The sequence below is a fragment of the Pseudomonas lactucae genome, from assembly GCF_016937615.1.
Lineage (GTDB): Bacteria > Pseudomonadota > Gammaproteobacteria > Pseudomonadales > Pseudomonadaceae > Aquipseudomonas > Aquipseudomonas lactucae.
The window spans coordinates 1-19,039 of the sequence record NZ_JAFHKI010000188.1 but is presented as its reverse complement, the minus strand read 5'-3'; the positions used below and the strand labels follow the sequence as shown (position 1 = coordinate 19,039).

The 19,039-nt window shown below is 61.0% G+C and carries 16 protein-coding genes and 3 pseudogenes; 6 read left to right on the top strand and 13 right to left on the bottom strand.

What is annotated here, in order from left to right; genetic code table 11:
- From JWR98_RS27120 to gbcA, 11 genes and pseudogenes are all read right to left on the bottom strand, one after another.
- Nucleotides 1-300, bottom strand: a pseudogene (locus JWR98_RS27120) (hypothetical protein); the annotation flags it as partial.
- A complete protein-coding gene (locus JWR98_RS27115) occupies nucleotides 281-1,918 on the bottom strand; it encodes a GspE/PulE family protein (protein ID WP_078734974.1) in 1,638 nt (545 codons plus the stop codon). The gene JWR98_RS27115 and the pseudogene JWR98_RS27120, both read right to left, overlap by 20 nt.
- Before the next feature lie 5 nt (nucleotides 1,919-1,923).
- Nucleotides 1,924-2,286, bottom strand: a complete 363-nt coding sequence (locus JWR98_RS29645) for a type II secretion system F family protein (RefSeq protein ID WP_263974276.1) — start codon at nucleotides 2,284-2,286, stop codon at nucleotides 1,924-1,926.
- 8 nt (nucleotides 2,287-2,294) lie between these two features.
- Nucleotides 2,295-3,107 (bottom strand): type II secretion system F family protein, encoded by an 813-nt coding sequence (locus tag JWR98_RS27110; protein WP_225908877.1) that lies wholly within the window; start codon nucleotides 3,105-3,107, stop codon nucleotides 2,295-2,297.
- Nucleotides 3,104-3,559 (bottom strand): transglycosylase SLT domain-containing protein, encoded by a 456-nt coding sequence (locus JWR98_RS27105; protein ID WP_078734972.1) that lies wholly within the window; start codon nucleotides 3,557-3,559, stop codon nucleotides 3,104-3,106. The genes JWR98_RS27110 and JWR98_RS27105 overlap by 4 nt, the downstream gene beginning before the upstream one ends.
- 6 nt (nucleotides 3,560-3,565) lie before the next feature.
- On the bottom strand, nucleotides 3,566-3,997 hold the full coding sequence (gene gspG / locus JWR98_RS27100; protein ID WP_078734971.1) for a type II secretion system major pseudopilin GspG: 432 nt from the start codon (nucleotides 3,995-3,997) through the stop codon (nucleotides 3,566-3,568).
- 264 nt (nucleotides 3,998-4,261) lie between these two features.
- Entirely contained in the window at nucleotides 4,262-5,761 is a 1,500-nt protein-coding gene (locus tag JWR98_RS27095) for a lytic polysaccharide monooxygenase (protein ID WP_078734970.1), read from the bottom strand.
- Nucleotides 5,762-5,825: 64 nt separating this feature from the next.
- Nucleotides 5,826-6,341 (bottom strand): type II secretion system protein, encoded by a 516-nt coding sequence (locus JWR98_RS27090; RefSeq protein ID WP_225908876.1) that lies wholly within the window; start codon nucleotides 6,339-6,341, stop codon nucleotides 5,826-5,828.
- The gene (locus tag JWR98_RS27085; protein ID WP_078734969.1) at nucleotides 6,328-6,708 is read right to left on the bottom strand and encodes a type II secretion system protein; all 381 of its coding nucleotides are present in this window, start codon (nucleotides 6,706-6,708) and stop codon (nucleotides 6,328-6,330) included. The genes JWR98_RS27090 and JWR98_RS27085 overlap by 14 nt, the downstream gene beginning before the upstream one ends.
- Nucleotides 6,683-7,177, bottom strand: a complete 495-nt coding sequence (locus tag JWR98_RS27080) for a type II secretion system protein (protein WP_078734968.1) — start codon at nucleotides 7,175-7,177, stop codon at nucleotides 6,683-6,685. The genes JWR98_RS27085 and JWR98_RS27080 overlap by 26 nt, the downstream gene beginning before the upstream one ends.
- 656 nt (nucleotides 7,178-7,833) lie before the next feature.
- Nucleotides 7,834-9,129, bottom strand: coding sequence for a glycine-betaine demethylase subunit GbcA (gene gbcA / locus JWR98_RS27075; protein WP_042945964.1), 1,296 nt, complete (start codon nucleotides 9,127-9,129; stop codon nucleotides 7,834-7,836).
- Between the two features lie 283 nt (nucleotides 9,130-9,412).
- Between gbcA and gbcB the strand changes: the two genes are divergently transcribed.
- Complete coding sequence (gene gbcB / locus JWR98_RS27070; protein WP_003176551.1) at nucleotides 9,413-10,513, top strand: glycine-betaine demethylase subunit GbcB; 1,101 nt, start codon at nucleotides 9,413-9,415, stop codon at nucleotides 10,511-10,513.
- 248 nt (nucleotides 10,514-10,761) lie between these two features.
- Here gbcB and JWR98_RS27065 read toward each other — a convergent pair whose 3' ends face one another.
- Nucleotides 10,762-10,962, bottom strand: coding sequence for a hypothetical protein (locus JWR98_RS27065; RefSeq protein WP_078734966.1), 201 nt, complete (start codon nucleotides 10,960-10,962; stop codon nucleotides 10,762-10,764).
- A gap of 183 nt (nucleotides 10,963-11,145) precedes the next feature.
- On the bottom strand, nucleotides 11,146-12,186 hold the full coding sequence (locus JWR98_RS27060) for a threonine aldolase family protein (RefSeq protein ID WP_205491683.1): 1,041 nt from the start codon (nucleotides 12,184-12,186) through the stop codon (nucleotides 11,146-11,148).
- Between the two features lie 90 nt (nucleotides 12,187-12,276).
- On the opposite strand from JWR98_RS27060, the gene JWR98_RS27055 reads away from it, so the two are divergent.
- From JWR98_RS27055 to JWR98_RS27035, 5 genes and pseudogenes are all read left to right on the top strand, one after another.
- Nucleotides 12,277-13,005: a TraX family protein gene (locus JWR98_RS27055; RefSeq protein ID WP_205491685.1), complete on the top strand. Its 729-nt coding sequence runs from the start codon at nucleotides 12,277-12,279 to the stop codon at nucleotides 13,003-13,005.
- Between the two features lie 154 nt (nucleotides 13,006-13,159).
- Nucleotides 13,160-14,412: pseudogene (gene glyA, locus JWR98_RS27050) on the top strand (serine hydroxymethyltransferase).
- A gap of 22 nt (nucleotides 14,413-14,434) precedes the next feature.
- A complete protein-coding gene (locus JWR98_RS27045) occupies nucleotides 14,435-15,685 on the top strand; it encodes a sarcosine oxidase subunit beta (protein WP_003176546.1) in 1,251 nt (416 codons plus the stop codon).
- 15 nt (nucleotides 15,686-15,700) lie between these two features.
- Complete coding sequence (locus JWR98_RS27040; RefSeq protein WP_003194855.1) at nucleotides 15,701-16,003, top strand: sarcosine oxidase subunit delta; 303 nt, start codon at nucleotides 15,701-15,703, stop codon at nucleotides 16,001-16,003.
- A pseudogene (locus tag JWR98_RS27035) lies at nucleotides 16,000-19,018 on the top strand (sarcosine oxidase subunit alpha). The gene JWR98_RS27040 and the pseudogene JWR98_RS27035 overlap by 4 nt, the downstream one beginning before the upstream one ends.
- The last annotated feature ends 21 nt before the right edge of the window (nucleotides 19,019-19,039 follow it).

Here is a 19,039-nt window from a genome sequence, read left to right as displayed (position 1 = left end):
AGCCCATCTGCTGGTTGAACAGCGCCTGGGCAAAGCCTTGCCAGTCTTGCCGGGAGTAGAGGCCGGGTTTGCCAGGGCAGCATCAAGTAGTGCACATGGGGGAAGCCCAACAGCACGTGGCCCGGTCCAGAAACGCGACGCGCCCTCGCGGCGCTGGCCCAGCAGCTCGACGCAGGCCGCCAACGGATCGCCCGTGTGGCGTGCATGCCACACCGGCGCCCCGCGCCAGCACGGGCGCGCGCCCCACTCGGCGCGGGTACCGTGCAGCCCCACCACGTGCTCAATAAAGGGAAATGACACGGTGGATCTCCTTGAGTGTGGTGTCGCCGGCGGCCGCGTGGGCCAGGGCGATATCGCGGATAAACACGTGGCCGGCTTCACGCGCCAGTTCACGCAGCGCGGAGGCGGAATTGCGCCTGAGCAGGCCCTCCTTGATGCCGTCCGTCATGCTCAGCACTTCAGCCAGGGCCAGCCGGCCGCGATAGCCGGTATGGCGGCAGGCCTCGCAGCCCGTGCCCACGCGATAGTGCCCCCGCTTGAGCTGAGCCTCGGGGAGCTGGGCGAGCCGCACGATATCGGCATCCGGTTGTGCCTCAACCCCACAATCCGCGCAGATACGCCGTACCAGGCGTTGCGCGACCACGCCGTTGAGCGCTTCGACAAAACTGGCCGGGTCCACGTCCATATAGGTAAAGCGCTCCAGCACACTGAAGGCGCTGTTGGCGTGCACCGACGACATCACCAGATGCCCGGTCAGCGCCGCTTGCACCGCAATGCCTGCGGTTTCGCCGTCGCGGATTTCGCCCACCAGAATGGTGTCCGGATCATGCCGCAGGATCGAGCGCAGGCCACGGGCGAACGTCAGGCCCTTCTTGTCGTTGACCGGAATCTGCAGCACGCCGGGCAGTTCGTATTCCACCGGATCCTCGATGGTGATGATCTTTTTTTCGCCGGTATTGGTTTCCGACAAGGCGGCATACAAAGTGGTGGATTTGCCGCTGCCGGTAGGGCCGGTCACCAGCAACATGCCGTAGGGCTCGCTGGCCAGCATGCGGATGCGCGCAATGGTGTCGGCAGCCAGCCCGAGGTTTTCCAGGCTCAGGGATTCGCCGCGCTGGGATTTGTCGAGGATACGCAACACCGCGTCTTCGCCGTGGATGCTGGGCATGATCGACACCCGAAAATCCACCTCGCGGCGCTGGATAGTCATTTTGAAGCGCCCGTCCTGGGGCACGCGTCGTTCGCCGATGTCCAGCTCCGACAGCACCTTGATCCGCGACAGCGCCTGCTCGGCCATGTCCAGACCGGCGGCCTTGCCCATCGGTTGCAGCACGCCGTCGATGCGGTACTTGATCACCAGGCCCTGGGGCGTGGTTTCCACATGGATGTCGCTGGCGCGGCTTTGCAAGGCATCGAACAACATGGAGTTGACCAGGCGCACCACCGGGTTGTCATCGCGGGCGATGCTGCTCAGGGAAATCTCCTGGGCGGCCTCGCTGACCCTGGCGTCATGGTCGTCCTCGCCGAACGGCTGCATCACCCGTTGGCTGGCTTCGGCCTTGGCCAGTTGGGACTTGACCGCGCCGGGCAGACTCATCGCCAGGGGCAATTGCCGTAACGTCAGGGACGATTGCAGCCATTGCCTGCTGGCCAGGGTGAAAGGGTCGCCGAGTACCAGGCAAGGCCGGCCCAGGTAGTCCATCGGCAGCACGTGGTGAAGCAGCGCCTGGGGCAACGGCAGCAGGTCGAAGCGCCAATCTTCGCCGAGCTGGTGAGGGGCGATGTCGAGCAGGCCCAGGGGCAGGGCGACGGCATGCAGTTGATCGGGCGCCTCGGTCAGCAGCTGCGTCAGGTAAGCGGACAGGGTGATACCCCGTTGCGCCGCCAGGGCCTGCCATTTGCGCGTGGTGTCGCTCATATGCGTTACCCCTGGATAGACCCCGCCAGTTCGAAAATCGGCATGTACAGCATGAACACGATCAAGCCGATCAACCCGCCTACCACCAGCATCAACAGCGGCTCAAAGACCTTGCTGAACAGCTCGATGGCGCGCTCCAGCGCCTCGTCGTGAAACTGCGCGATGCGCTCGCACATCGCCGCCAGTTCGCCGCTTTGCTCACCGACGCGCAACAGGCGCTCGGCGACGGCGGTGGTCAGTTGATGGCGTGCCAGGGACGTCGACAACGGTTGCCCGGCCTGGATATCGGTCATGGCGTGGCGCAGGTCGGTCTGGCGCTCTGGCGGCAGCAGCGCGCCGGACAATTGCAGCGCCATGACGACTGGCATTCCGCCCATCAGCAACATGCCGGCGGTGCGGTAAAACCGCGCCAGGATAAACAGCGTGCGTTGGGCGCCCAGGCTGGGGATTTTCCAGAACAGGCCCGCGGCGCGCGCTTGAACGCGGTGCTGCGAAACAACAGCACTAACGCGCCAATCGCCAGCAGCAGGCCGAGCAGCAGTTCCAGACCGCGTGCCTGCACCAGCGCGCCCCACCACACCATGAACCGCGCGGTGGCCGGCAGGTCGGTGACCGCATCGAACACCGAGGCAAACCGCGGAATCACAAAGAACAGCAAAAACAGCAGGATCAACGCGCCCACGCTCAGCACCACCAGCGGGTACATCAGTGCGCCGCTGACGCGCTTTTTGACGGTTTGCAGGTGCGCTTCAAAATGATGGTAACGGCGCAACGCGACGGCCAACTGCCCGCTGTGTTCGGAAGACGCCACCGTGGCGATCAGCAACGCAGGGAAGACCTGTGGCTTGAGCTGCATCGCCCTGGACAGTGAGTTGCCCTCGTACATCGACGCCAGCAGATCGCTCATGACCTGCCGGTTGACGCCCGGTGGCGCTTTGTCGCGCAGGGTCTCCACCGCCTCCACCAACACCAGCCCGGCGTCGAGCAGCACCACCAGTTCCTGGATGAACAGGCCCAGGGCGAACGGGCTGCGTCGGCGAGGCAAGCGTAGTGCGCGCCGCGCCTTGAGGGCGACCACCCGGGCGCCGTCGGCCTGCAGTTGCTGGCGTGCCTGGGCCAGGTCGAGGGCTTGCAGGCGCACGGTCTGTAAGTGGCCGTCGCGAATGACGCGGGCATCCACCTCGATCATGGCGTTTGTCCTGAGCGTTGCCGCAGCAATTGGCCGTAATAGCGCCATACCGCCAGGGCATAGCGCGAACGCTGTGCTTGCCGATCCGGTCTGGCCCCTGCGTTGTAAGCACCCACGGCCTGCCAGCCGTAACCCTGTTCGCGGATAAACCCCGCCAGGATCCACGCGCCTGCCAGCACGCTGGTGCACGGCTGCGTGAGCAGGTGCTGTTCGCTGATGCCAAACCGCGCCAACGCGGGCAGGTGACGGCTGTTGATCTGCATCAGGCCGATATCCTGGCTGCCGTCGCGGTTGATATTGCGGGCACTGGGGTTGAGGCCCGATTCGACCTTGGCGATCGCATACAACAAGAGCGGATCGATATGGTAACGACTGGCCGCCAACTGCCAGCAATCGGCCTGGGCCAAGCCGGACAAGCTCAGTAACGTGAGGGCGATTCGCAGCGTGTGCATGACCGGTCACAGCCCGTACACGATGTCGGCGTAGGTGTTCTCCCCGCCGGCCTTGCCGTCGCGGCCCAGGGAGATGATGTCGGCATCGTTGGGCGGTACGCCGTGGTACTTGTACAGATACGGGTTGCCCCACGGATCCAGCGGCAGCGTCTTCACATACGGTCCCTGCCAATGGGGGGCATTGGCAGGCCGTGTGACGAGGGCATTGAGGCCCAGGGTTTCGTCGGGGTAGTTGCCGTTGTCCAGGCGGTACTGGTTCATGGCATCGCCAAGTGACTTCATCTGGCCCTGGGCGGTTTGTACCTTGGCCAGTTCCAGGCGGTCGAACATCTTCGGGCCGACATAGCCGGCGAGCAGGGCGATGATCAGCAGGACGACCAACAGCTCCAGCAATGTGAAGCCGCGTTGGGGGCGGTGGATAAGTGTGTGCGTGCGCATGGAGATACCCTGTTGGGAGTGCCAAGGTACGGCGGTTGTGTGTGTCACTCTCCCGGCCCGCTGGTGAGCGGGCACCGCCGGTAGAACTGTTCGCGATGCATCAAGTACTAAGTGGTTAATAAAATATAGCGTTACTTGATAAGGAGCATGGGCTCCTTTTATATGAATTTTGGTGCTAGTTCTTGAAGAAAAATAGAATAACGAATTCATTAAATACGCCGCACATCCTGTGCGGCGCACTGCACTTACATAATCCTCAAGTGGTTACTGCTGATCCCACGCCTCACGCCAGGCCAGGCCTTTTCCTGGTTCGTAATATTGAACCGACCCGGAGCACCACGAGGTGTATTTGCACTTATAGTTCTGACCATTGTGAGCGTAGATTTTCCCGGCCTCATGTGAACCTCCGGGAACATAAGGCGGGTACTCCTCGCCGCCACTGGCGGGTGTGACGGTGAAGTCAAACTCCGCCTGGCTGGTTTTGCCGTTTTGCTGGTCGCGAACGTTCAAGCGAGCCTTGAACGCGGTCGGCTGAGCAACCGTGTACGCCGCGCCGCTCACGGTCGACTCGTTCTGTGCGCCAGCCATGCCTGGGACTGTCCAGGCGTAGAGCAAGGCGTCATTACTACCGGAGGATGCCTCGCCACTGAACGTAAAGGCCTGCCCCGACTTCAATGCGGTCGGCCCGGTGATCCGTGCCACCGGTGGCGCCGGATTGACCGGGCCTGGGTCATCGCCCGGAATGATCGACATCGCCTTGGACGCTTGCTCATCGGCGAGGTACACCTGGTTTTTCCCAGGTTCCGCCGTGTTATACACAATGCTTGCCCCCTTCATTTCGCCTATTTGCACCACCGTCTTGTAAGGCGCTAACGCCTGCACGAGGCTCGGGCCCCATACCTGCGGGTTCGAATCCTTGACGGGATCTTTGATATCGACGACTTCGTTATGCGCCTTGCTGGATCCGAATACCCGGAAATGGATCTTGTCTCCAACCTTTGGATTAAATCCTGGCGGCTGGAAAAGACCCTTGGCGTGCCATTCGGGAGTGGGAGTGGGCCCATCGTTATGGAGGGTGATATCGCTGCAGTTGTAGAACCCCTCGCCTTCGGAGTCTATGCGCTGGAATCGACTGAACAATATGGCATCACCGGTGCGGCCGGGGGGGATGGCGACATTGAACTTGAAGAAGCCCGACACGCCACTGACAGGCGGTGGCTGTGCGCCCCAGTCTGTTCGAGCAACGGTCACGGTCTCCTGGTGAACGAGGTCAAGGTCGCTCCATTTCAACGCGGTTGTCGCGGGGTTGAAGCCCGGTTTGCTGAGGTAGATTTTCACGATGCTGCTGACGTGAGGGGCGGTGCCGGAGATGCGCACCTCGACAAAACCGTTCTTGGGCGTCATTGCGGTTTTGTACCAATTGGCGGAAGGCCGGTCGAGGCCGGCTTTCTGCGGGTCGGCTGCTGAGCACAGTTTTCCGTTCGGTATGACCCGTTCCACCGCCTGTTGATCGTTGTAATCTTTGGTAAAAGCCGCCACTTCGTTCCACTGCTGCCCCGCGTACGTGCCGCTCGCTCTGTAGAGTTCTTTACAGCCGACATCGGCCGGGTTGCCGCTCCAGAAATCCGGCTGGATATAACAATGCAACTGCCGGGCAACCGGTATGTCTGTCGCCACATGGGCCGATGCGAGTGCGGGCAACAGCACGGCCGCGGCCACCAACCCTCTAAATAGATAACGCATGCGCCGTTGTAAGTTATTCATGCTCTAGTCCACCTTCAATTCAGATAAATAAGTTCCGAACTGCTGGAACGATCAGTGTGTGTGTTCAATCACCTGCATGGGTCAGCTGATCTCCAATGGGAGTGGTGCGGGTTGTAGAGCTACTCTGCACAGAGCCATGCAGAAACACCCACCCTTGATAACTGCCTTGCCCTGTAAAACCCTGATTGATCACTGCAAAGTTGCCTTGCTTGAACGGAATGCCCTTGGCCTTGCTGAACACGCCCATGACGGTTTCGCCAGGCCCCGGCACGATGCCCCAGTCGGTGGTGCCGGTCAGCGGATCGCTGTAGACACGGCGCAGGTAGCGTTTGATGGTCGGTTGGCGGCGGTCGAGCACCAAGTCTTCAAGGGACGTGGGGAACCTGTTGCCGACCGCGTAATACAGGTCGATTGCGCGGCGTATTTCATTGCCGCGCGCCAGCAGTTCCAACTCGCGTTCGCGCTGCAAGACGCTGGACCATAGAGTGCCTGCCTCCATCAGCATCACCGCCACCACGGCCACCGTGACCAGCATGCCCATGAATACCGAGCCCTTCTGGCGTGCATTACCACTGGGCATAGGTGCTCCCATCGCTGGCGTTACCTGGCGCGCCGCTGCGAACATCGCCCAGGCCCTGTTCGTCGGCAGGCTGCAGTTGCCAGGTGTCACGTTTGCCGGTCAGCGGGTCGAGGGGGATTTCGCGCAGGTAGCGCCGCTCTACCAGGGCTTGCAGGGAGTCGGGGTTGGCGCCGTGGTCTTCGCGGTATTGGTCCAGGGCTTGGCGTATGGAAGACAGGTTATGACGCAGCACGGTTTCCTGGGCCTTGGCGTGCTGACGAAAATACTGTGGCGTGACCAGGGTCATGAGGGTGGCGATGATGGCCATCACCACCAGCAGTTCGATCAGGGTAAAACCCCGCTCACCACTGGCTGTATAACGTTCCATTCAAACCCTCCCGAGTGCTGCGGGATGAAACGTCGAATACATCTTCTCCCTCTTGTGGAGCCTGCGCCGTGCTCCTGTAACTGCGCAGTTGCCAGGTTTGCGCGGGCGCACGGTCAGGGCACTCGCAGACGGGGTCGCGGGGAATGCGGCGCAGGAAAAAGAGTTTTTTGCCCTTGAGATCGGTTCGGTCCGTGACCCCATCGACCAACGCCTGCAAGGAAGGCGGATAACCGCTGTCGCTGAGGCTTTTTTCAATGCGGCCATCGTCGCTGGCTTCTTTGTAGGCATCGATTGCACGGCGAATCTCCCGCAACGAACGTTGCAGGTCGAGTTCCCGTTCACGTTTACCCATCAACGCCGTCAGCGGATAAGCAACTGTCGAAAGCGTGGCCAGCAGGGCCAGCGTCAGTAGTAATTCAATCAGCGTGAAACCTTTGGCGCAGTGATGGCCGGGATTACCCTGCCACATCACCGTTCTACCTCCATCTGCCGCGCCAAGGACTTCATTTACCCGGGCCATTGAATATAACTGCAAGAAAGAGTGTAGATGAAGTTTAAAATTGAGTATTTTTTGTACAGTCAGCTGACAAACGGTCGGTTACCCACAATCGCTGTGTACGGGGCTGTGGATAAGGTGTTTGCGGTTGTCCACAACCCACGCGGATAAAGGCGTGCAAGCAGATGGATGAAAAATAACCAGGCTAAGTAACGGTTTTTAGAGAAGTTTTCGTGTGGATAAGGCAAGCGTCGGTGTTCAACTTGCCCCCAAAGTCTGTTGGCGGATCTGTGGATAAGGTGTTTGCGTACCGCTACAGGCCACGTTTTACTTGGCTTTCGTGATATTGATCATAAATTGATCAATGCCTTGCCGGAATCGTCAACTTGAATAAGTCACGGATTTTCTTCGATTAATTTCGCCAGAACCGGGTAGTTGCCCACAATTGCTGTGGGTGGCTCTGTGGATAAGTTGTTGGGCGAAAGCTGGAGGGCAAAGCCGTAAAGGGCTTCAAGAGAGTTGATCAATTTTTGAGCATTGAGAGATCAAGTGTGGTGATTGGATAATGCGTAGCGGCAGCCTCGCCAAGGCTCGACAGCGGCTACGCAGGGGATGTAGATCCCTATGTATTATTCGTGAGCCGCCACACCCTTGAGATAAGGCGCCGGCGCCGCGCCCAGGTTGCTCAGCATGCGCTCGCTGTACCAATCCACGAAATTCACCACGCCGAACTCGTAAGTCTTGGAGTACGGGCCAGGCTGGTAGGCGGTGGAGTTGATGCCACGCTGGTTCTCTTCGGCCAGGCGACGGTCCTGGTCGTTGGTGGCGTCCCACACCTGGCGCATGCGCTCCACGTCGTAGTCCACACCCTCAACGGCGTCCTTGTGCACCAGCCACTTGGTGGTGACCATGGTTTCCTGGGCGCTGATCGGCCACACGGTGAACACGATGATGTGGTCGCCCATGCAGTGGTTCCACGAATGCGGCAGGTGCAGAATGCGCATCGAGCCCAGGTCCGGGTTCTTGATGCGGCCCATCAGTTTGGCGCAGCCCTGTTTGCCGTCCAGGGTCATCGACACAGTGCCCTTGAGCAGCGGCATGCGCACGATGCGGTTACGCAGGCCGAAGCTGGCGTGGGCGTAAGGGATCTTCTCGGCGTCCCAGGCGGCAGCTGAGGCGGCCACGTGGTCCTTGAAGGCCTGGTCGGCACGTGGGTCGGTGACGTCATCCCATTCCAGCAGGGTTTTCAGCAGTTCCGGGTGCGACGCGTTGCAGTGGTAGCACTCGCGGTTGTTTTCCAGCACCAGTTTCCAGTTGGCTTTCTCGAACAAGGTGGTCTGAATCGCCACCTTGGTGTTTTCCATGTCGTACGGTTCCATGTAATGGTTCAGTGTCGACAGGAAATCATCGATGGCCGGCGGGTTTTCGGCCAGGCTGATGAAGATGTAGCCGCCGGCGGTCTTCACGTTCACCGGTTTGAGGCCGTACTGCTTCATGTCGAAGTCCGCGCCCATCTCGGTGCCGGCGAACAACAGACGACCGTCGAGCTCGTAGGTCCACTGGTGGTAGTGGCAAACGAGCTTGGCGACCTTGCCCTTGTCGCTGGTGCACAAGCGCGAACCACGGTGGCGGCACACGTTGTGGAACGCATGCACCACGCCGTCGGCGCCACGGATCACGATGATCGGGTTCTTGCCCACTTGCAGGGTCAGGTAGTTGCCCTTGGTGGGGATCTCGCAGGTCATGCCGGCGATCAACCACTCTTTCTGGAAGATCTCCTGCATGTCGATATCAAACAGCCGCTCATCAGAGTAAAACGGCTGTGGCAGCGAAAAAGTGCGCTCGCGCTCTTGCAGCATCTGCGCGGTGGCCTTGCGTGCGGGTTCCAGCGGATCGCCCAAGCTTAAGGTTGCGGTGACGTCCATCGTGTGTGTCCTCATGGCCATTCTGTGTGGCCGGCGAATAGTGGCTACGGTTGGTGCTATGCAAGGCGTAAAAAAAGCGTCTTCGTATGGAGTGAGTGTGGGGCCGGCGTTGCGACGAACCTTATCCATGGGCGACATGGCCCAATCTGATCCCGACGCGCAACCCCCTGTCGTTGGGGGCTGGTCGCGGTAAGTATGTGAATGTCGCAGATAGGTAAGTGGGCGGTTCGCGTGTTACGCAGAATCGCCACCATAAGGCCGAGCCTCGGCGGTGGAGAACAGTATGTCCAGTAACTTCCTGAATCCGGTAACGACCCAGACCTGGGCCAATGGTCGGCACATCGTCCGTTGCGTCAAAGTCATCCAGGAAACCTGGGACGTGCGCACCTTCTGTTTTATGGCCGACCAGCCGATCCTGTTCTTCTTCAAGCCGGGGCAATTCGTCACCCTGGAGCTGGAAATCGAAGGCCAGCCGATCATGCGCTCGTACACTATTTCCAGTTCGCCGTCGGTGCCTTACAGCTTCTCGGTGACCATCAAGCGCGTACCGGGCGGCAAGGTCTCCAATTGGCTGCACGACACGCTGCACGAAGGCCAGGAGCTGGCGGTGCACGGCCCGGTCGGGCTGTTCAACGCCATCGATTTCCCAAGCCCCAAGGTGTTGTACCTCAGCGGCGGCGTGGGCATCACCCCGGTGATGTCCATGGCGCGTTGGTTCTACGACACCAACGCCAACGTCGACATGACGTTCGTTCACAGCGCCCGTTCACCCAAAGACATCATCTACCACCGCGAGCTGGAGCACATGGCCTCGCGGATCGACAACTTCAGCCTGCACCTGATCTGCGAAAAACATGGCCTGGGCGAGCCCTGGGCCGGTTATCGCGGTTACCTGAACCACAAGATGCTCGAACTGATGGTGCCGGACTTCCTTGAGCGCGAAGTGTTCTGCTGCGGCCCGACGCCTTACATGAGCGCGGTAAAGCGCCTGCTGGAAGCCGCTGGTTTCGACATGGCGCGCTACCACGAGGAATCCTTCGGCGCCACGCCACCGGAAGCCCGTGCCGACGCGGTGGAGCAAGCCGAACAAGCGGCGGACGCGCCGGAAGTCGACCTGGCGGACCTGCACCAAGTGGAATTCATCGCATCGGGCAAGAGCATCCGCGTGGCGCCCGGCGAAACCGTGCATGCGGCGGCGGCCAAGCTAGGGCTGCTGATCCCGAAAGCCTGCGGCATGGGGATTTGCGGTACCTGCAAGGTGATGAAGCTCGGCGGTGAAGTGGAGATGGAGCACAACGGCGGGATCACCGAGGAAGACGAAGCCGAGGGCTACATCCTGTCGTGCTGCAGCGTGCCGAAGGGGGATGTGCGTATCGAGTTCTGACCACCGCTCGTTCCCACGCTCCGCGTGGGAAGCCTCTTGAGACGCTCCGCGTCCCGCCTTGGTGCAAGCGCTCTTCAGAACCAGGGCTGAATCTCTGGGCTCTGTGATGGCGTAGTGGCTTCTGCCCATGGGTGGGTCCCTGAATCGGGGGGAGGCTTGGACGCGGAGCGTCCGGGGAGGCATTCCCACGCAGAGCGTGGGAACGATCGGCGTCGGAGGTCATGAGTCTCCGACGTGAGTGTTAACGGTTACTGGGCGTAGATGTGGACCACAAAGTGCTGGCCTGATGCTGTCAATTCATAGACTTTATCGTAAATGCGCAGTGTCCTGGATGGTTCGCGAATAGTGTCGCCGACTTTTGCATGCTTCATGAATTCATCCCAATCAATGACTGTAGTGCTGACAGTGCCATCGCTTTGCAGGGTGGTGCCGTTGCTTTGATATTGCATGGGTTTTGGCTCTCTTCTGGATTTCCGTTTCCAGCCGATTGTTCGGCAGGCGTTGTCCCGAAAGGAGGCCGCTGCAGCGGCCTTTTCCTTTCGGGTTCCAAGAGGCTAGTCAATGAAAACGCAGCGCGCTGCTGTCAGAAATATCAAATGACAGACTCGGCAATCCGCCAGTAATCGCCAGGTTCAAGCGCCCATCACTTTCCGAATATCCGCCGCCAATTCCCTTACACGTTCTTCCTCGGTATCCCACGCACACATAAACCGCGCGCCGCCTTTGCCAATGAAGGTGTAGAAGCGCCAGCCCTTGGCTGTCAGTGCGGCAATAGCAGGTTCCGACAGTTGCAGGAACACGCCGTTGGCCTGCACCGGGAACATCAGTTCCACGCCGGGAATATCCGCCACCAGGCTGCTCAGCAACTGTGCGCAATGGTTGGCGTGGCGGGCGTGTTTGAGCCAGGCGTCGTTTTCCAGCAGGCCCACCCAGGGGGCCGACAAAAAGCGCATTTTCGACGCGAGCTGACCCGCCTGTTTGCAGCGGTAGTCGAAGTCTTCGGCCAGTTTATGGTTGAAGAACAGGATCGCTTCACCCACGGCCATGCCGTTCTTGGTGCCGCCAAAGCACAGCACATCCACGCCCGCTTTCCAGGTCAGGTCGGCCGGTGAGCAGCCGAGAAACGCGCAGGCGTTGGAGAAGCGCGCGCCGTCCATGTGCAGGTTCAGGCCCAATTCCTTGCAGGTGGCGCTGATGGCGCGGATTTCTTCCGGGGTGTAGACGCTGCCGACTTCGGTGGCCTGGGTCAGCGTCACGACGCGCGGCTTGGGGTAGTGGATGTCCTGGCGTTTGAGGGCGATCTCGCGGATCGACTCCGGGGTCAGCTTGCCGTTTTCGGTGCGCGCGGTGAGCAGCTTGGAGCCGTTGGAGAAAAATTCCGGCGCGCCGCATTCGTCGGTTTCGACGTGGGCGGTTTCCGAGCAAATCACGCTATGGTAGCTCTGGCACAGCGACGACAGTGCCAGGGAATTGGCGGCGGTGCCGTTGAAGGCGAAGAACACTTCGCAGTCGGTTTCGAACAGGTTGCGGAAACCGTCGGCGGCGCGGTGGGTCCATTCATCATCGCCATAGGCGCGCTGATGGCCGTGGTTGGCTTGCTCCATGGCGGCCCAGGCTTCCGGGCAGATGCCGGAATAGTTGTCGCTGGCGAATTGTTGGCTCTTGTCGGTCATGGCCCATTCCTGTGGTCGATGTTGGTGCGCACTTTAACCAAGATAGGCAGGGGTGCGCACGCGCTGTAAATGCAAAGTCGTTGGGGAATTATGCACGGTACTCACACCTTGCCTGTCGGACGAGTCCGAGATGGCGCTTTGGACTTACTCAAGTGGCTGGCGCTACTGAGCATGGTGCTCGATCACCTGCGCTATGTGGGGTTGAGTCTGGATGGGCTGTATGTGCCTGGGCGCTTTGCGTTCCCGTGGTTTTGCCTGGCGATTGCGGCCAATTTACACAGGGCCCGCAACGCACCGGTGACCGGCCATTGGCGCTATTTGGGTTGGTTGTTGCTGTTCAGCGTGATCAGCGAAGTACCGTATCGAATGTTCATCGAAGATGCCGATGCCTTAAACGTGTTGCCGACCCTGGCGCTGGGCTTGCTCATTGCCCGAGGTTGGCAGAAGAAGACGTTGTTTGATCGAGGATTGGCGCTGATCGCCGTCTCAATAGCGGCGGTGTTTTCAGCCCAGTTGATGTTCGGTTTCTTTGGTGTATTGCTGCCGCTGGCAATGCTGCTGGTGTTTCACCGGCCCTGGTATTTCAGTGTGCTGCCGGGTTTAGTCTGCGTCGCCGCCAACCAATGGCAAATCCTGCTCAATAGCGGCACGCCTGTGGCGCTGTTGGGGTTGGCTGCATGTCTGATTGCGCCGCTGGCGGGACTGGCCTTATTGCGACATGCCAAAAATGTCTCGCCACCTCCTATGCGCCGCTGGGCGTATGCCTTATATCCAGTGCACTTCCTCCTGCTGCTACTGGTCCGTCAGATAATCGCCTAACCCCCTCCCACATTTGCTCTGTGTTGTTCCGGCAATGTCGTAAACGCACCTTTGCGTGGCGTGCGCAGGCATTTGGCCTGCCTGCGCCAGCCCTACCATCGCATCAAAGGGCCCTGCACGGGCCTCAACAATACGAAAGGCTGGGAGAGACGCGATGTTCAGCAAGAAAGACCAGATCCAGGGTTATGACGATGCACTGCTGGCGGCGATGAATGCCGAGGAGCAGCGTCAGGAAGATCATATCGAGCTGATCGCGTCAGAGAACTACACCAGCAAACGTGTGATGGAAGCGCAAGGCAGCGGCCTCACCAACAAATACGCCGAAGGCTACCCAGGCAAGCGCTACTACGGCGGCTGCGAGCACGTGGACAAGGTCGAAGCCCTGGCCATCGAACGCGCCAAGCAGCTGTTCGGCGCCGATTACGCCAACGTACAACCGCACTCCGGTTCGTCCGCCAACAGCGCCGTGTACCTGGCGCTGATCAATGCGGGCGACACCATCCTGGGCATGAGCCTGGCCCACGGCGGTCACCTCACCCACGGCGCCAAAGTGTCGTCCTCGGGCAAGCTGTACAACGCGGTGCAATACGGCATCAACACCGACACCGGCCTGATCGACTACGACGAAGTCGAGCGTCTGGCGTCGAGTGCCAGCCGAAAATGATCGTGGCCGGTTTCTCCGCCTACTCCAAGACCCTGGATTTCCCACGCTTTCGCGCCATCGCCGATAAGGTAGGCGCGCTGCTGTTCGTCGACATGGCCCACGTCGCCGGCCTGGTCGCCGCCGGCCTGTACCCGAACCCGCTGCCTTACGCCGACGTGGTCACCACCACCACCCACAAGACCCTGCGCGGTCCACGGGGCGGCCTGATTTTGGCCAAGGCCAACGAAGCGATTGAAAAGAAACTCAACGCTGCCGTGTTTCCCGGTGCCCAAGGCGGCCCGTTGATGCACGTCATCGCCGGCAAGGCCGTGTGCTTCAAGGAAGCGCTGGAGCCAGGGTTCAAGGCCTACCAGCAACAAGTGATCGACAACGCCCAGGCGATGGCGAGCGTATTCATCAAACGCGGCTACGATGTAGTGTCCGGCGGCACCGATAACCACCTGTTCCTGGTCAGCCTGATCCGTCAGGGCCTCACCGGTAAGGACGCGGATGCTGCCCTCGGTCGCGCTCACATCACCGTCAACAAGAACGCCGTGCCGAATGACCCGCAGTCGCCGTTCGTGACTTCGGGCCTGCGCATCGGCACCCCGGCGGTGACTACGCGTGGTTTCAAAGTGCCGCAGTGCATCGAACTGGCCGGCTGGATCTGCGACATCCTCGACAACCTCGGCGACGCCGATGTCGAGGCCAACGTGGCCAAGCACGTGTCTGCCCTGTGCGCTGATTTCCCGGTTTATCGCTGAGCGCGGTTTTGGAGTAATGACTATGCAACGCTACTCGGGCTTCGGCCTCTTCAAGCACTCCCTCAGCCATCACGAAAACTGGCAGAAGATGTGGCGCACGCCGACCCCGAAAAAGGTCTACGACGTGGTCATCGTCGGCGGTGGCGGGCATGGTCTGGCGACCGCTTACTACCTGGCCAAAGAACACGGCATCACCAACGTCGCGGTGGTCGAGAAAGGCTGGTTGGGCGGCGGTAACACCGCGCGCAACACCACGATCGTGCGTTCCAACTACCTGTGGGACGAATCGGCGCACCTGTACGAACACGCGATGAAACTGTGGGAAGGCCTGTCCCAGGACCTCAATTACAACGTGATGTTCTCCCAGCGTGGCGTGTACAACCTGTGCCACACCCTGCAAGACATCCGTGATTCCGAGCGCCGCGTGAGCGCCAACCGCCTCAACGGCGTGGACGGCGAACTGCTCAACGCCCAGCAAGTGGCCGACGAGATTCCGTACCTGGACTGCTCGAAGAACACCCGCTACCCAGTGCTCGGCGCCACTGTGCAACGGCGCGGCGGCGTGGCCCGTCACGATGCCGTGGCCTGGGGCTTTGCCCGCGCCGCTGACGCACTCGGCGTGGACTTGATCCAGCAGACCGAAGTGATCGGCTTCCGTAAGGAAAACGGCGTGTGCATCGGTGTGGAAACCAACAAGGGCTTTATCGGCGCCAAGCGCGTCGGTGTGGTGACGGCCGGTAACTCCGGGCACATGGCTTCGCTGGCGGGCTTCCGCCTGCCGATCGAATCCCACCCGCTGCAAGCGTTGGTGTCGGAGCCGATCAAGCCGATCATCGACAGCGTGATCATGTCCAACGCCGTGCACGGTTACATCAGCCAGTCCGACAAGGGCGACCTGGTGATCGGCGCCGGTATCGACGGCTACAACGGCTACGGCCAGCGTGGCTCGTACCCGGTGATCGAACACACCATCCAGGCCATCGTCGAGATGTTCCCCGTGTTGTCCCGCGTGCGCATGAACCGGCAGTGGGGCGGCATCGTCGATACCACGCCGGACGCCTGCCCGATCATCTCCAAGACGCCGGTACCGAACATGTTCTTCAACTGCGGTTGGGGCACCGGTGGCTTCAAGGCCACCCCAGGCTCAGGCAACGTGTTTGCCGCCAGCCTTGCCAAGGGTGAAATGCACCCATTGGCCGCACCTTTCTCCATCGACCGTTTCCACAACGGTGCGTTGATCGATGAACACGGCGCTGCGGCCGTCGCCCACTAACAGGAGAAATACCTCATGTTGCATATCTTCTGTCCTCACTGTGGCGAACTGCGCTCCGAAGAGGAATTCCATGCGTCTGGCCAAGCGCACATCCCGCGCCCGCTGGACCCGAATGCCTGCACTGACGAGCAGTGGGGCGACTACATGTTCTTTCGCGACAACCCACGTGGCCTGCACCACGAACTGTGGATTCACGCCGCCGGTTGCCGCCAGTACTTCAACGCGACACGCGACACCGTGACCTACGAAATTCTTGAAACCTACAAGATCGGTGAGAAGCCTCAGTTCACCGCCAAGGCCTCTGGAGAGAAGGTATGAGCCAGATCAATCGCCTGTCCAACGGTGGCCGGATCGACCGTAACAAAGTGCTGACCTTCAGTTTCAACGGCCAGAGCTACAAAGGCTTTGAAGGCGACACCCTGGCCGCGGCCCTGCTGGCCAACGGCGTCGACATCATCGGTCGCAGCTTCAAGTACTCGCGCCCACGCGGCATCTTCGCCGCCGGCGCCGAAGAGCCGAACGCCGTGCTGCAGATCGGCGCTACCGAAGCCACGCAAATCCCTAACGTGCGCGCCACCCAACAGGCGCTGTACCAAGGCCTGGTCGCCACCAGCACCAACGGCTGGCCGAGCGTCAACAACGACATGATGGGGATTCTCGGCAAGGTTGGCGGCAAGCTGATGCCGCCGGGCTTCTACTACAAAACCTTCATGTACCCGCAATCGTTCTGGATGACCTACGAGAAGTACATCCGCAAGGCAGCCGGCCTTGGCCGTTCGCCGACCGAGAACGACCCGGACACCTACGACAACTTCAACCGTCACTGCGACGTGCTCATTGTCGGCGCAGGCCCTGCCGGCCTGGCCGCGGCACTGGCCGCTGCGCGCAGCGGTGCCCGCGTGATCCTGGCCCGATGAGCAGGAAGAGTTCGGCGGGTCCTTGCTCGATTCGCGCGAAAGCCTCGACGGCAAACCGGCCACCGAATGGGTTGCCGGCGTTATCGCCGAGCTCAAAGCCCTGCCGGACGTGGTGCTGCTGCCCCGCGCCACGGTCAACGGCTACCACGACCATAACTTCCTGACCATTCACGAGCGCCTCACCGATCACCTCGGTGACCGTGCGCCGATCGGCGTGGTGCGTCAGCGCATCCACCGTGTGCGCGCCAAGCGTGTCGTGCTGGCGACCGGCGCGTGCGAACGTCCGCTGGTGTACGGCAACAACGACGTGCCGGGCAACATGCTGGCCGGTGCGGTTTCCACCTACGTGCGCCGCTACGGCGTGGCTCCGGGTAAAAAACTGGTGCTGTCGACCAACAACGACCACGCCTACCGCGTCGCACTGGACTGGCTCGACGCCGGCCTGCAAGTGGTTGCCGTGGCTGATGTGCGCCACAACCCACGTGGCGCGCTGGTGGAAGAAGCCCGCGCCAAAGGCATTCGTATCCTCACCGGCAGCGCTGTGGTCGAAGCCCGTGGCACCAAGCGCGTGACCGCTGCACGGATTGCCGCGATTGACGTCAAGGCGCATAAAGTCACCAGCCCTGGCGAGTGGCTGGACTGCGACCTGGTGGCCAGTTCCGGCGGCTACAGCCCGGTGGTTCACTTGGCCTCGCACCTGGGCGGCAAGCCGACCTGGCGTGAAGACATCCTCGGTTTTGTTCCGGGCGAAGCACCGCAGAAACGCGTGTGCGTCGGTGGCATCAACGGCGTCTACGGCCTCGGTGATTCCCTGGCGGACGGTTTTGAAGGCGGCGTTCGCGCGGCCAGCGAAGCCGGTTTCGCTCCGGTGGAAGGCACGCTGCCAAAAGCCCTGAGCCGTCTGGAAGAGCCAACCCTGGCGATCTACCAAGTGCCACATGACAAACCTACCGCACGGGCGCCGAAGCAATTCGTCGACCTGCAAAACGACGTCACCGCGGCCGCCATCGAACTGGCCACCCGCGAAGGTTTCGAGTCGGTCGAGCACGTCAAACGCTACACCGCGCTTGGCTTCGGCACCGACCAGGGCAAGCTGGGTAACGTCAACGGCCTGGCCATTGCCGCCCGCTCCCTGAACGTGACCATCCCGCAGATGGGCACCACCATGTTCCGTCCCAACTACACGCCGGTGACCTTCGGCGCTGTAGCGGGCCGTCACTGTGGGCACATCTTCGAACCGGTACGCTACACCGCGCTGCAGGCCTGGCACGTGAAGAACGGCGCCGAGTTTGAAGACGTCGGCCAGTGGAAACGTCCGTGGTACTTCCCGCGCAACGGTGAAGACCTGCACGCCGCGGTCAAACGCGAATGCCTGGCGGTGCGCGACAGCGTCGGCCTGCTGGATGCGTCGACCCTCGGCAAGATCGACATTCAAGGCCCCGATGCCCGTGAGTTCCTCAACCGCATCTACACCAACGCCTGGACCAAGCTCGATGTGGGCAAGGCGCGCTACGGCCTGATGTGCAAGGAAGACGGCATGGTCTTCGACGACGGCGTCACCGCCTGCCTCGCCGACAACCACTTCCTGATGACCACCACCACCGGCGGCGCCGCCCGCGTATTGCAGTGGCTGGAAATTTACCAACAGACCGAATGGCCGGACCTCAAGGTGTACTTCACCTCAGTCACCGACCATTGGGCGACCATGACCCTGTCCGGCCCCAACAGCCGCAAGCTGCTGGCGCAAGTTACCGATATTGACCTGGACAAGGACGGCTTCCCGTTCATGACCTGGAAAGAAGGTTTGGTGGGCGGTGTTCCGGCGCGGGTGTTCCGTATCTCGTTTACCGGTGAGCTGTCGTACGAAGTCAACGTGCAGGCCGACTACGCCATGGGCGTGCTGGAAAAAATCGTCGAGGCCGGCAAGCAGTACAACCTGACCCCGTACGGCACTGAAACCATGCACGTACTGCGGGCCGAGAAGGGCTTCATCATCGTCGGCCAGGATACCGACGGCTCGATGACCCCGGACGACCTGAACATGGGCTGGTGCGTAGGCCGTACCAAGCCGTTCTCGTGGATCGGCTGGCGTGGGATGAACCGTGAAGACTGCGTGCGTGAAGAGCGTAAGCAACTGGTGGGCTTGAAACCGATCGATCCAACCGTGTGGCTGCCGGAAGGCGCGCAGCTGGTGTTCGATCCGAAGCAGAGCATTCCGATGAAGATGGTCGGCCACGTCACCTCCAGCTATGCGCACAATTCCCTGGGCTATTCGTTTGCCATGGGCGTGGTGAAGGGCGGCTTGAAGCGCATCGGCGAGCGGGTGTTCTCACCGCAGGCGGATGGCAGCGTGATCGAGGCGGAGATTGTGTCTTCGGTGTTCTTTGACCCGAAAGGCGATCGCCAGAACATCTGATAGACCGAGTTGCCTGCATCG